Origin of the sequence: Streptomyces longhuiensis, assembly GCF_020616555.1 — a bacterium.
GTDB lineage: Bacteria > Actinomycetota > Actinomycetes > Streptomycetales > Streptomycetaceae > Streptomyces > Streptomyces longhuiensis.
Genome location: NZ_CP085173.1, coordinates 8582806 through 8594874, shown reverse-complemented (window position 1 = coordinate 8594874; position 12069 = coordinate 8582806). Strand labels below are relative to the sequence as shown.

The following is a 12069-nucleotide window of genomic DNA, read 5'->3' as shown; positions in this document are numbered from 1 at the left end:
CGTCATGGACACAGCTGACGCGGCACGGCGGTTCGTCGAGACCTGGGAGCGGGGATGGGCGCACCACGACGTCCCGGCGCTCCTCGCCCTCTACGCGCAGGACTGCGTGCACCGCTCGATGCCGTTCCGGGAGCCGCACCGGGGGCGAGCGGCGCTCGCCGACTATCTGCACCGGTCGTTCGAGGACGAGCGCCCGCTCGACGTGCGGTTCGGACCGCCGGTGGTCGGACCGGGCAAACTGGCCGTGGCCGAGTTCCGGGTGGTGGCGGAGAAGGGCGGCGGGGTCTCGACGCTGGCGGGCTGTGTGTTCGTACGGTTCCGTGGTGACGGGCTCGCCGTCGAGACGCGGGACTACTGGCATCAGAGCGGCGGCCGGCACGAACCCGAGGGCGGACTGTTCCTCGGAGAAGAGGGCGGCCTCACGCCTTGAGGGGCGCGTTCCCCCTCTGTCCGACCGGGGACATCTGATGTCCGATGCCTTGGTAGCGTAGAAACGGCCCCGGCTGCGGGTCCAGGTGCGTCCAGAGGTGGGGAGACCGCTCATGCCCGGTACCAGGCCGGTCCGGCCACTGCTCCGGCAGGAAGTCGCCGACGGCATCAAGCGGTACATCCTCGAGAACCGGCTGCACCCCGGCGATCCGCTGCCCACGGAGACGGAGCTGTGCGAGGCGCTCGGCGCGAGCCGGTCCAGCGTCCGCGAGGCGGTCAAGATCCTGCACGCGCTCGACATCGTCGAGGTCAGGCACGGCCACGGTACGTACGTGGGACACCTGAGCCTGTCCGCCCTTGTCGAGAGCCTGACGTTCCGGGGGCTGCTGAGCCCCGACGACGACGTGCAGGTGCTCGCCGACCTCGTCGACGTGCGCGAGCTGTTCGAGCGCGGCATGGCCGAGCGGATCGTCGCGTCGCTCAGCGGCGATCAACTCGACGCGTTGGAACGCCTGGTGACCCGGATGAGCGACGCCGGCGTCGGCAGTGACGGCCAGGGGCTCATCGAGGCCGACCGCGCGTTCCACGCCCTGCTCGTCGCGCCGCTCGGCAATGACCTCATGGGCCAGCTCTCGATGGCGTTCTGGGATGTGTATTCCATCGTGGCCCCGCAGATCGACGGCTTCACGCACACCGAGCAGGCGGAGACCGTCGCCGCGCACCACAGCATCGTGACGGCGGCCCGCGCGGGCGACGCGGCGGCGTTCGTCCAGGCGATCGGTGAGCACTACGCACCGGTCCGGCGGCGCATCTCCGAGGCCCGCACGCGCTCTTGACGGCCTTCTGCGGCGCCCCTAGGGTCCGTCGACGAACAGGACATCTGACGTCTGCTGTCCTCTTTTTCGTACGGACATATGACGTCGGCTGCGCCCGCAGGAACCTCCGCAGAGATGAGAGCCGTCCATGCATCGAAGAATGCTCGTCGCGCTGGTGTCCGCCGGACTTCTCGCCCTGGGATCGGGGACGCCCGCCCTCGCCCACGGTGACCGACATCCGGACCGCCGGGGCGAGTTGACCTCCCAGGACCTCGCCACCCGGGGAGACGGATTCCCGCAGTACCGGATACCGGCCCTGACCACGTCCACGAAGGGCACGCTCATAGCGGCCTACGACGGCCGGCCCACCATGGCCGACCTGCCCAGCCATATCGCCCTCGTGGTACGGCGCAGCACGGACGGCGGCGCCACCTGGCGGGCGCAGCGGGTCGTGCGGAGCGAGGCCGCCCCGCAGGGGTTCGGCGACCCGAGCCTGCTCACCGACCGCGCCACGGGCCGGATCTTCCTCTTCCACGCCGCCTCGGTGAACCAGGGCTTCGCCGGATCGCACACCGGCAACAGCGACGACGATCCCGACATCCTGCACGCCGACTACAGCTACTCGGACGACGACGGGGTGACCTGGCGCCACCGCCGCATCACGTCGATGGTCAAGAACCCCGCGTGGGGCGGCCTGTTCGCCGCGTCCGGTGAGGGCATCCAGCTGCGGCACGGCCCGCACAAGGGGCGCCTCCTCCAGCAGTACGCGATCAGGATCGACGGCGCGAACTACGCGGCGAGCGCGTACAGCGACGACCACGGCACGACCTGGAAGATGGGTGAGCCGGTCGGCCCGGGCGGCGACGAGAACAAGACGGTGGAGCTGTCCGACGGGACGGTCATGCTCAACAACCGTTCGGCGCCGTACCGGACCGTCGCGTACTCCACGGACGGTGGCGCAACCTACACGCCGTTCACGCCCGACCCGCAACTGCCGGACCCGGCGAACAACGCGTCGGTCATCCGGTACGCCCCCGACGCGCCGCCGGGCGACCCCCGCTCGAAGTGGCTCCTGTTCAGCAACACCGAGGACACCGGGGCCCGTCGCAACCTCACCGTCAAGATGTCCTGCGACAGCGGCAGGACGTGGCCCGTGAAGAAGGTCGTCGACCCCGGGGCGGCCGCCTACTCCACCCTGACCCGGCTGCCGGACGGGCGCGTGGGCCTGCTGTACGAGCGCGGCGACTACCAGTACATGACGTACGCCTCGTTCGACCTGAAGTGGCTGGGCGGCGGATGCGGGCGCCGACAGTGACCGTCGCGGGAATGTGACCTCCACCCCTTGACCGCCCCCGCAGGGTGCGACTTAAGGTGACGCCAGGACGTAGGACGTCTTATGTCTGACGCCCTACCCCCTCTGAACCGAAGAGAACCCGGAGCGCCGCCATGCCCCTGACCGCACCCCTGCGCGGGGTCGTCCCGCCCGTCTGCACCCCCCTCGACGCGACGGGTGAGGTGGACACCGCGTCCCTCGCCCGTCTCGTCGAGCACCTCGTCGCGGGCGGCGTGCACGGACTGTTCGCCCTCGGCTCGACCAGCGAGGTCGCGTACCTGACCGACGAGCAGCGTGCCGTCACCCTGCGGACCGTCGTGGAGGCGGCGGCCGGCCGGGTCCCCGTGCTCGCCGGTGTCATCGACACGACGACCGCGCGTGTCGTCGCCCACGCGCGCGTGGCCGCCGATCTCGGCGCCGACGCCTTGGTCGCCACCGCGCCCTTCTACACCCGCACCCATCCCAAGGAGATCGCGGGCCACTTCCGCACCCTGCGCGCGAGTGTGGACCTGCCGCTGTTCGCGTACGACATCCCGGTCGCCGTCCACAGCAAGCTCCCGGCGTCGCTGGTGCGGGAGCTCGCCGAGGACGGCACGCTCGCCGGTCTCAAGGACAGCAGCGGCGACGAGGGCGGCCTGCGCCGTGTGCTCGTCGAGCTCGGCGGCCGCGACGGCCGCACGGACGGGCCCGCCCCGCACTTCTCCGTCCTGACCGGATCCGAACTCACCGTGGACTGCGCCCTGTTGGCGGGCGCGGACGGCGTCGTACCCGGCATCGGCAACGTCGACCCCGCCGGATACGTGCGCCTCTACGACGCCGCGCTGGCCGGTGACTGGGCGCTCGCCGCCAAGGAGCAGGAGCGTCTCGTGGCGCTGTTCGGCATGGTCGACGTGGGCCCCGAGGCCGACATGGGGCGCAGCTCGTCCGCGCTCGGCTCGTTCAAGGCGGCGCTGCGCCTCCTCGGGGTCGTCGAGTGCGGCGACACGGCGTTCCCGCAGATCCAGCTCGGTGAGGAGTCCGTCGCCGAGGTCGCGCGGCACCTGCGGGCCGCCGGGCTCGCGCCGGTCCGATGACGGTCACGGGTCCGGCGATCGGCCTCGACCTCGGAGGCACGAAGATCGCCGCCGCGCTCGTCGCCCCGGACGGCACGGTCCTCGCCCGGCACACGCGGGCCACGCCCGCCTCCGAGGGGCCCGACGCCGTGCTCGACGCGCTCGCCGCCGCGGCCCGTTCGGTCGACGGCGGCAGCGGCCCCGGTGTCCTCGGGGTCGCCGCGGCCGGGGTGATCGACCCGGTGACGGGCACCGTCACCAGCGCCACGGACTCGATCCGCGGCTGGGCAGGGACGGCACTGGCCGCCGGTCTCGCGGCCCGTACGGGCCTCCCGGTCGCGTGCGACAACGACGTACGCGCGGCGGCGGCCCCCGAACTGGCCGCCGCCGGCGCGGGGGCGTCCCTCGTCTACGCGGCGATCGGCACGGGTGTCGGAGGCGCGGTGGCCGTGGGCGGGCGCATGGTGCCCGGAACCGCCGGCATCGCCGGTCATCTCGGCCATGTGCCGAGTCCCGAAGCGGCGGGGCTGCCCTGCACCTGCGGCGGCACGGGGCATCTGGAGGCCGTCGCCTCGGGACCGGGGATCGCCGCGCTGTACGGGCGGCTCACGGGCCGGCCCGTGGACCGTCTGGAGACCGTCGCCGAGCGGGCCGCGTCGGGGGAGGAGCCGGCCGTGCGCGCCATCGTGACCGGCGCGGTCGCCGCGGGCCGGGTCCTGGGCGGTCTCGCCAACACGCTCGGGCCCGACCGGGTCGTCGTCGGCGGCGGAGTGCCGCACATCGGGTCGCTCTACTGGGACGCGCTGACCGAGGCGTTCGCCGCCGAGCTCATGCCTCCCCTGGCCCGGCTACGGCCCTCAAGGCCCCTCTTCGGGGCCGACGCCGCCGTCATCGGCGCCGCGCGCCTGCCCACCCAAGTCCCGCTGCACGCGCCGCCCCCGTCCTGAACCTCCCCTCCCTGGAGCCCTCGATGAACGACCCCGCGCCCACGTCCCCCGTCGCCGGCCTGCTCCGCGGCAGGCTGATCGTCTCCTGTCAGGCGCCGCCCGGAGATCCCATGCGCGACACCGGCACCCTCGTACGGCTGGCCCGGGCCGCCGCGGCCGGCGGGGCAGCCGGGATCCGGGCGAACGAACCCGAGGTCGTGGCCGCGATCTCCGCCGCCGTCGACCTCCCGCTCATCGGACTGTGGAAGGACGGGGACACCGGCGTCTACATCACGCCGACCGTCCGGCACGCGCTGGCCGTCGCCGAGGCGGGCGCCGACGTCGTCGCCGCCGACGCCACGGCGCGCCCCCGGCCCGACGGCGGCACGTTCGCCGACATCGTGGCGGCGGTGCACACCGCCGGGGCCCTGGTGATGGCCGATGTGGCGACCCTCGACGAGGGCGTCGCCGCGGCCGCCGCCGGCGCGGACCTCGTGTCGACGACGCTGTCCGGCTACGTTCCCGGCTCCCCGCGCCAGGACGGCCCCGACCTCGATCTGGTGGCCGCGCTCTCCGCCGCGCTGGCCGTCCCGGTCGTCGCCGAAGGCCGTATCAGCACCCCCGAAGAGGCCACGCTGGCGCTCGCGCGGGGTGCGCACAGCGTCGTCGTCGGCACCGCGATCACCGCACCCACCGCGCTGACCTCACGTTTCGTGACCGCGCTCCCCCACAAGTAGTTCCCGCTCACCCCCCACTCAGGTCGTACCGCACCCCACACCGCAGACGGGACTCGACGGCGAGTCCTTCCGGCATCCTGGAGTAATCGTGCACACCACAGCCAAGCCACCGCTCCCCTGGTACCGCGAGGTGAGCCGCACCCAGTGGAAGGCGTTCTTCGCCGCCTGGATCGGCTACGTCCTCGACGGGTTCGACTTCGTCCTGATCACCCTCGTGCTGACCGAGATCAGCGCGGACTTCGGCCTGAGCACCGTGCAGGCCGCGAGTCTGATCTCCGGCGCGTTCATCACACGCTGGCTCGGCGGGGCGGTCCTGGGCGCGCTCGGCGACCGGTACGGCCGCAAGCTCTCGATGGTCCTCAGCATCCTGCTGTACTCCCTGGGCACCTTCGCGTGCGGCTTCGCCTGGGACTACACGAGCCTGTTCGTGGCGCGTCTCGCGATCGGGATGGGCATGGCCGGCGAGTACAGCGCCAGCGCCACGTACGTCATGGAGAGCTGGCCCACACGCGTGCGCAACCGGGCCAGCGGCTTCCTGATCTCGGGCTTCTCGATGGGCTCGGTGCTCGCCGCGCAGGTCTACAACTGGGTCGTTCCCACGCTGGGCTGGCGCTGGATGTTCTACGTGGGCCTCCTCCCGATCGCCGTCGCCCTGTGGATGCGTCGGGCGCTGCCGGAGGCGGCGGACTGGAACGAGTCGGTCGGCAAGCAGGCCGAGAAGGAGCGGCCGAACCCGTTCCGTCCGCTGTTCGCGACCCCCGCCAGGGCGACGGTGAACGTCGTCCTCGCCGTGGCCGCCACCGTCTCGCTGTTCGCCGTCTTCACGCCCGCCGGCGACGGGCTCGTGCCCGTGCTGTCCGTCGTGGCCGCGGCCGCGCTCATCGCGTTCGCCGTGCAGCTGGGCGGGCGCAGGAGCTGGCTGCTCTACGTGTCGATGATCGTGACGATCTTCTCCGCGTTCCTCTATTCGTGGCCGATCCAGGCACTGCTGCCGACGTACCTCAAGACCGAGCTGGGCTACTCGCCGGAACAGGTCACCGACGCGCTGTACTTCGCGGGCTTCGGCACGATGGCGGGCTGCTGGCTCGCGGGCTTCGCCGGGGACTGGATGGGCACGAAGAAGGCGTACGCGCTGACGCTGCTCGCCTCGCTGGTCTTCGTCTTCCCGGTGTTCGCGGTGCGCGACAACCTTCTCCTGCTCGGCGCCCTGCTCTTCGTGCTCCAGGCGACGAGCTTCGGCATCTCGGGGCTGCTGCCCCGGTACATCGGCGGCCACTTCCCCACCGAGAACCGCGCCGCCGCGCTGGGGTTCACCTACAACGTGGGTGCGCTCGGCGGGGCCGTCGCGCCGGTCCTCGGCGCGCATCTCGCCGCGGGCATGGACCTGGGGCGCGCCCTGGCCGTGCTGACCTTCGCGGGGACGGTGATCGTGGTCCTGCTGGTCGGCTTCGACGTACCGGGACGCCTGAACCGCCTCACCGACCCGGACGGCACCGTCGACCACCTCGCGGAAGGGACACCGGAGAGCGCGTCGTCGGCGTCCTCCGATGCGGTCCCCGCGGCGTCCGGCTGACACCCGGGTCCCGCCACCGTCAGCCCTCTGTCCAGGGGCGCAGTTTCTCCGGGTTGCGTACGGCCCAGATGTGGGTGATCCGGTCGCCGGCGACGCGGAACGCGAACACGGTGACGGTGACACCGTCCTGCTGGGCGACCAGGCCGGGCCGGCCGTTGACCGTGCGCTCCAGGAGCGTCAGGTCGGGCGCGAGGCGGGCGACGTTGAGATAGGCGTGAGCGACCCGTTCGCGACCCGTGATCGGCCGCCGCAGGGCGCCGACCAGGCCCCCGCCGTCGGCGATCACGGTGGCGTCCGGGTCGAGGAGGCCGACGAGGGCGCTCACGTCCTTCGCCGCCCAGGCCTGTTTGAACTGCCGGACGATGACGGCCTGGGCGGTCGTCGGCCCGACGGGTGCCTGCGCGTCGCGGATGCGGCGGCGGGCCGAGGAGGCCAGTTGGCGGCAGGCCGCCGGTGTGCGGCCGACGATCTCGGCCACCTCGGCGAACGCGTAACGGAAGACGTCGTGAAGGATGAAGGCGACGCGTTCGGCCGGTGTCATGGATTCCAGTACGACGAGGAAGGCCATGTCGACCGACTCGTCGAGGGTGATCCGGTCCGCCGGGTCCGCCGCGACGCCGTCGGTCCACTCCCGGCGCTCGGGAAGCGGCTCGGGGATCCACTCGCCCACGTACCGCTCCCTGCGCGCGCGGGCGGAGCCGAGCAGATTGAGGCAGATACGGCTCGCGACCGTCGTCAGCCAGGCGCCGGGGGATTCGATGGCATCCCGTTGCGGCCGGTCCATGCCGTACCAGCGGACGTACGTCTCCTGTACGACGTCCTCGGCGTCGGCCAGCGAGCCGAGGAGCCGGTACGCCAGATCGGTCAGCCTGCGCCGCTCGCTCATGATCGCGTCCAGGCCCGGATCGGGCGGATGGCCGTGTGCCGTCTCGGATCGGTTGGCCATGGTGTCGTGCACTCCCTTGCCTCGGCCTCGTACATGCCCTCCATCTCTTTGACGGGCCGGCCCTTCGGAATGTGACGTCGTTCCCGTCGCCTCACATTCCGGAGGGCTGCGTTGTCGTAACAGGCATACGGAACGGAGGAAGCCGATGACCGACTTTCAAGCGATTGCCGACCGCGTGGAGATCGAAGCGTTGCGCGGTGAGTTCACCGACGCGGCGATGATGCGGGACCGCGCCCGCCTCGCGTCCCTGTTCACCGAGGACGGCGTGCTGCGGATGCCCGCCGGTTCCATCGAGATGACCGGCCGGGAGGAGATCCGCACCGGGGGCGAGCGGCTCCAGGCCCAGTGGGACTACTTCGTGCAGAACACGCATCCGGGCGTGATCCGGATCGACGGAGACACCGCGACCGGCCGCGCCTACATGCAGGAGATCGCGCGCCTGCAGAACGGTTTCCAGGGCCTCAACTACGCCATCTACCACGACCGTTACCGCCGCACCGACGAAGGCTGGAAGTTCTCCGAGCGGGTCTACGAGATCAGGTACCTCGACACCACCCCGCTGACGGGCTCGGCGCCGACCGGAGACCCCCACACGACCCAGGAGGCACGATGACCGTCTCGACTCCCGCCACACAGTTCACCGACCCGGCGTCGGCGGACCGCTTGGAGCGGGCGGCCGCCGCGCTGGCGGCGCATCGCTTCACCGTCGAGATCCTCGATGACGCCGCCGCCGCGCGGACCCGGGTCCAGGAGCTTGTCCCGGACGACGCCAGTGTGTTCACCGTGGCCAGCGAGACGCTGCGGCTGTCCGGCATCGACGACGACATCAACACCAGCGGCCAGTACCCGGCGGCCGTCAAGCCCTGCGCGGTGACCATGGACCGGGCCACCGAGGCGGACGACATCCGGCGCCTCATCGCCGTCCCCGACGTCGTCGTGGGCAGCGTCGCCGCGCTCACCGAGACCGGCTCCCTCGTGGTGGCCTCGGCCAGCGGAAGCCAGTTGCCCGCGTACGCCGGCGGCGCCGGGCGCTCGATCTGGATCGTCGGGGCTCAGAAGGTGGTGCCCGACCTGGACACCGCAATGCGCCGCCTCGAGGAACACGCCCTCCCGCTCGAGAACGTCCGCGCCCTGGAGGTGTACGGACAGCCCAGTTCCGTCAACCAGCTCCTGGTCCTCAACGCGCAACCCCTCACCGGCCAGGGAATCGTCCTGCTGCTCCGCGAGGCGATCGGGTTCTGAACCGCACGCTCGACCGAGTCTCCCCCGGCTGACGCCGGGGGAGACTCGGGGCGCGTGTGGGTGTCAGGCCGTGACGTCGATGTACGTCGAGGGGCCGTAGCTGGATCCGCTGACCGGAGTGACGTACATGCGGACGGTCCGGCCCTCCTTGAGGTCGCCGCCCTTCCACGGGCTGCAGTAACCGGCGGTGTGGCCGCGCGTGTCGACGCGCCGGTCCATGATGCCGTCGTAGTTGTAGTCGAGCGCGGTCTCGATGCCCCAGCCGTCCGACTTGGTGTCGCACGCGCGGATCGCGTCGCCGGGGGTTGAGCCGTCCGGGTCGGCGTTCCACGTGGCGTTGCCGGCGCCGCTGGGCGCGTAGATGGTGACCGTTCCGGCCCAGGCCTGGCCCTGCAGGCCGGCCACGAGACCGATCGCGCAGGCTCCGGTGGCGAGTGCTCTGATCACGGTGCTTCGGGTCTTCATGATGTCCCCTCCCCTTGCCGGCGGACCGGTGCCCACCGACGCTCGGGAGGAGAATGCCATACGTAGATCAACTGCGGGGGACGGGGCGCCCGTTCACCGTGTCGCTCACTTCTCCACCAGCCGCTCCATGAGCGCGGTGGCCTCGGCGAGCGTGCGCAGTTCGGCCTCGTCGAGCTCGCCGGCCAGGGCCTGGACGAGCCAGCCGTGCTTGGCCGCGCGGACCGAGGCGAGGGTGCTCCGGCCGCTCTCCGTGATGGCGACGACGGACTGACGGCCGTCGTCCGGGTCGGGCGTGCGCGCCACGAAGTCGCGTTCCTCGAGGGCGGCGAGGGTGAGCCGCATCGACTGGGGCCGCACGTACTCGGCGCGCGCGAGCGCGGCCGTGGTGGCGGGACCCTCTCCGTCGAGGCGCGCCAGCACGGTCCGCTGCGTCGGCGTGAGGAGGCTGTCGGGCGACGCGGTGCGCAGCCGCCTGAGCAGCCGTCCGACGACGGTGGAGAGATCGGCGGCCACCTGTTCGGCGAGCGGCTCGTCCGCGGGTTCTCGCTGCATGGCCTCACCGTAGAAGGCCGACAGGCAGCCTTGCAATTTCGCCCCTCTTCGCCTGACGGACCGGCGCGCCGGAACCATCGGCCGCCACCCTCTTCCCGCTGGTCCGACCAGTCGGTATGTTCACCTCCTGCGGACCCGTTCCGACTCGCCCCGCCGCACCGCTTCGGCCCACGGAGACCCCATGACCCAGCACGCGCCCCGCATCGAAGGACACTGCGACGCACGCTTCGAGGCCGTTCGCGCCGCCTTCGAGGAGAACTTCGACGAACGCGAGGAACTGGGCGCGGCCGTCACCGTCCTGATCGACGGCGCGCCCGTCGTCGACCTGTGGGGCGGCTGGGCCGACGCGGCCCGCACGCGCGCGTGGGAACGCGACACGGTCGTCAACGTGTGGTCGACGACGAAGGGCCCGACGGCTCTGTGCGCCCACATCCTCATCGACCGCGGCCTGCTCGACCCGGACGCGCCGGTCGCCACGTACTGGCCCGAGTTCGCCGCGGCCGGCAAGGAAGGCGTACTCGTACGTCATCTGCTGTCGCACCGGGCCGGGCTCGCCGGGCTGCGCGAGCCGCACTCCCTGGAGCAGCTCTTCGACTGGGAGCTCACCACGTCCCGGCTCGCGGCGCAGGAGCCCTGGTGGGAGCCCGGCTCGGTCTCCGGCTACCACGCGCTGACGTACGGGTTCCTGGTCGGCGAGGTCGTCCGGCGCGTCAGCGGTCTGCTGCCGGGTGCATTCCTGGAGCGCGAGGTGACGGGCCCGCTCGGCATCGACTTCACGATCGGACTGCCGGACAAGGAGGCGGGCCGCGCGGCGCAGCTGGTGCACCCGCGCGCGCAGGCAACCAGCGAACAGGCCGCGATCTTCGCCCAGTTGGCGCCCGCCGCCCTCGCCGCGCTGACCAATCCGATCGCCGGCGCGTCGGAGGCGAACACCGCGGCATGGCGCGCCGCCGAGATCCCGGCCGCCAACGGCCACGGCACCGCGCGCGCCGTGGCCGCGCTGTACGCGATCGTCGCGGACAAGGGCCGCTCCGGCGACCGGCAGATCCTCTCCCCGCAGGGCGCCGAGCGGATCCGCGAGGGTCAGGGAAGCTGCCGGGACCTGGTCCTGGGGGCCGGATTCACGCACGAGACGGAGCTGGGCCTCGGGCTCTGGCTGAGCGGACCGAACGGCTCGTACGGGCCCAACCCGCGCGCGGTCGGACACGACGGCTTCGGCGGCTCGTTCGGATCGGCCGACCCCGAGTCGGGTGTCGCGATGGGCTATGTGATGAACCGGATGGGCCCTCATATCGCCGACGACCCGCGCAAGATGGCCCTGATCAGCGCGGTGTACGACGCCCTCGGCTGAGAGCCGACCGCCGGAAACCGGCCACCGGGCGCCGTCCTGCGCACCCTTACCGCCGCGCAACCTTACGGTAACCACACGGGCAGTTGGCCAGGCTAATCTGCTGACTGCCCAGGAGGATGACGAGGCGACGCGACCAGGGGGCCGACCGGATGGCACGGGGCACGACGACAGCGAGGGCCTGCCTGATGGCCCTCACCGTCGGCATGCTCGTCCTCCAACTCCTGGTCAAGGGCGCCACGTCCGCGTCCGCGCACCAGCCGGTGACGCACACCGGCGGCCCGGTCGCCACCTGCGACGACACCGAGCTGCCCCGGAGTTCGTCCCACCACTACCTGCCTCGCGACCGGTACCGCGCGGAGGAGTATGTGCCCGACGGCACCGTGCGCGGGGCCGCGTGCCCGTGGCAGGTCCGGGCCGGGGACCCGGGTGTCGCGCCGACGGCGGGCGCCGGCGAGCGGTCCCCGCACCGCCAGCCGAGACGGGCGGCCGACTCCCTCCCCGTCATACTCCAGGTCTTCCGCTGCTGAGAGCGCCCGAGGGCAGGAGCAGTTCCCCCGCGTCTTCGGCGCACCCTCCTGCCCGCCTCCCGTGACACTCCGCACGTGTAGGACTACGCGCCCCGCACGGGGCGCGCTGGAGGTATGCGCT

The 12069-nt window shown here is 72.1% G+C and carries 13 protein-coding genes and 1 pseudogene; 11 read left to right on the top strand and 3 right to left on the bottom strand.

Annotated elements, in window-relative coordinates:
• The first annotated feature begins 4 nt into the window (after window positions 1–4).
• From LGI35_RS39105 to LGI35_RS39075, 7 genes and pseudogenes are all read left to right on the top strand, one after another.
• Complete coding sequence (locus LGI35_RS39105; protein ID WP_227299163.1) at window positions 5–430, top strand: nuclear transport factor 2 family protein; 426 nt, start codon at window positions 5–7, stop codon at window positions 428–430.
• A 112-nt stretch (window positions 431–542) separates the two neighbouring features.
• Window positions 543–1265, top strand: coding sequence for a FadR/GntR family transcriptional regulator (locus tag LGI35_RS39100; RefSeq protein WP_227299162.1), 723 nt, complete (start codon window positions 543–545; stop codon window positions 1263–1265).
• Window positions 1266–1392: 127 nt separating this feature from the next.
• A pseudogene (locus tag LGI35_RS39095) lies at window positions 1393–2544 on the top strand (sialidase family protein); the annotation flags it as partial.
• Between the two features lie 146 nt (window positions 2545–2690).
• Window positions 2691–3650: a dihydrodipicolinate synthase family protein gene (locus LGI35_RS39090; RefSeq protein WP_227299161.1), complete on the top strand. Its 960-nt coding sequence runs from the start codon at window positions 2691–2693 to the stop codon at window positions 3648–3650.
• The gene (locus LGI35_RS39085; RefSeq protein ID WP_227299160.1) at window positions 3647–4576 is read left to right on the top strand and encodes an ROK family protein; all 930 of its coding nucleotides are present in this window, start codon (window positions 3647–3649) and stop codon (window positions 4574–4576) included. The genes LGI35_RS39090 and LGI35_RS39085 overlap by 4 nt, the downstream gene beginning before the upstream one ends.
• Before the next feature lie 23 nt (window positions 4577–4599).
• On the top strand, window positions 4600–5292 hold the full coding sequence (locus LGI35_RS39080; protein ID WP_227299159.1) for an N-acetylmannosamine-6-phosphate 2-epimerase: 693 nt from the start codon (window positions 4600–4602) through the stop codon (window positions 5290–5292).
• Window positions 5293–5380: 88 nt separating this feature from the next.
• Window positions 5381–6865, top strand: coding sequence for a sialate:H+ symport family MFS transporter (locus LGI35_RS39075; protein WP_227299158.1), 1485 nt, complete (start codon window positions 5381–5383; stop codon window positions 6863–6865).
• A gap of 19 nt (window positions 6866–6884) precedes the next feature.
• On the opposite strand, the gene sigJ is transcribed toward LGI35_RS39075, so the two are convergent.
• Window positions 6885–7811 (bottom strand): RNA polymerase sigma factor SigJ, encoded by a 927-nt coding sequence (sigJ, locus tag LGI35_RS39070; RefSeq protein WP_227299157.1) that lies wholly within the window; start codon window positions 7809–7811, stop codon window positions 6885–6887.
• 145 nt (window positions 7812–7956) lie between these two features.
• Between sigJ and LGI35_RS39065 the strand changes: the two genes are divergently transcribed.
• Window positions 7957–8424 (top strand): nuclear transport factor 2 family protein, encoded by a 468-nt coding sequence (locus tag LGI35_RS39065; RefSeq protein WP_227299156.1) that lies wholly within the window; start codon window positions 7957–7959, stop codon window positions 8422–8424.
• Window positions 8421–9053: an LUD domain-containing protein gene (locus tag LGI35_RS39060; RefSeq protein ID WP_227299155.1), complete on the top strand. Its 633-nt coding sequence runs from the start codon at window positions 8421–8423 to the stop codon at window positions 9051–9053. Before LGI35_RS39065 ends, LGI35_RS39060 begins: the two co-directional genes overlap by 4 nt.
• A gap of 63 nt (window positions 9054–9116) precedes the next feature.
• On the opposite strand, the gene LGI35_RS39055 is transcribed toward LGI35_RS39060, so the two are convergent.
• Window positions 9117–9518 carry a hypothetical protein gene (locus LGI35_RS39055; protein ID WP_227299154.1) on the bottom strand — a complete coding sequence of 134 codons (402 nt, stop codon included), beginning with the start codon at window positions 9516–9518 and terminating at the stop codon, window positions 9117–9119.
• Window positions 9519–9623: 105 nt separating this feature from the next.
• Window positions 9624–10070 (bottom strand): MarR family winged helix-turn-helix transcriptional regulator, encoded by a 447-nt coding sequence (locus LGI35_RS39050; protein ID WP_116513140.1) that lies wholly within the window; start codon window positions 10068–10070, stop codon window positions 9624–9626.
• Window positions 10071–10251: 181 nt separating this feature from the next.
• On the opposite strand from LGI35_RS39050, the gene LGI35_RS39045 reads away from it, so the two are divergent.
• Together LGI35_RS39045 and LGI35_RS39040 are read left to right on the top strand one after the other, a co-directional pair.
• Window positions 10252–11421: a serine hydrolase domain-containing protein gene (locus LGI35_RS39045; protein ID WP_227299153.1), complete on the top strand. Its 1170-nt coding sequence runs from the start codon at window positions 10252–10254 to the stop codon at window positions 11419–11421.
• Between the two features lie 149 nt (window positions 11422–11570).
• Window positions 11571–11948 carry a hypothetical protein gene (locus tag LGI35_RS39040; protein WP_227299152.1) on the top strand — a complete coding sequence of 126 codons (378 nt, stop codon included), beginning with the start codon at window positions 11571–11573 and terminating at the stop codon, window positions 11946–11948.
• The last annotated feature ends 121 nt before the right edge of the window (window positions 11949–12069 follow it).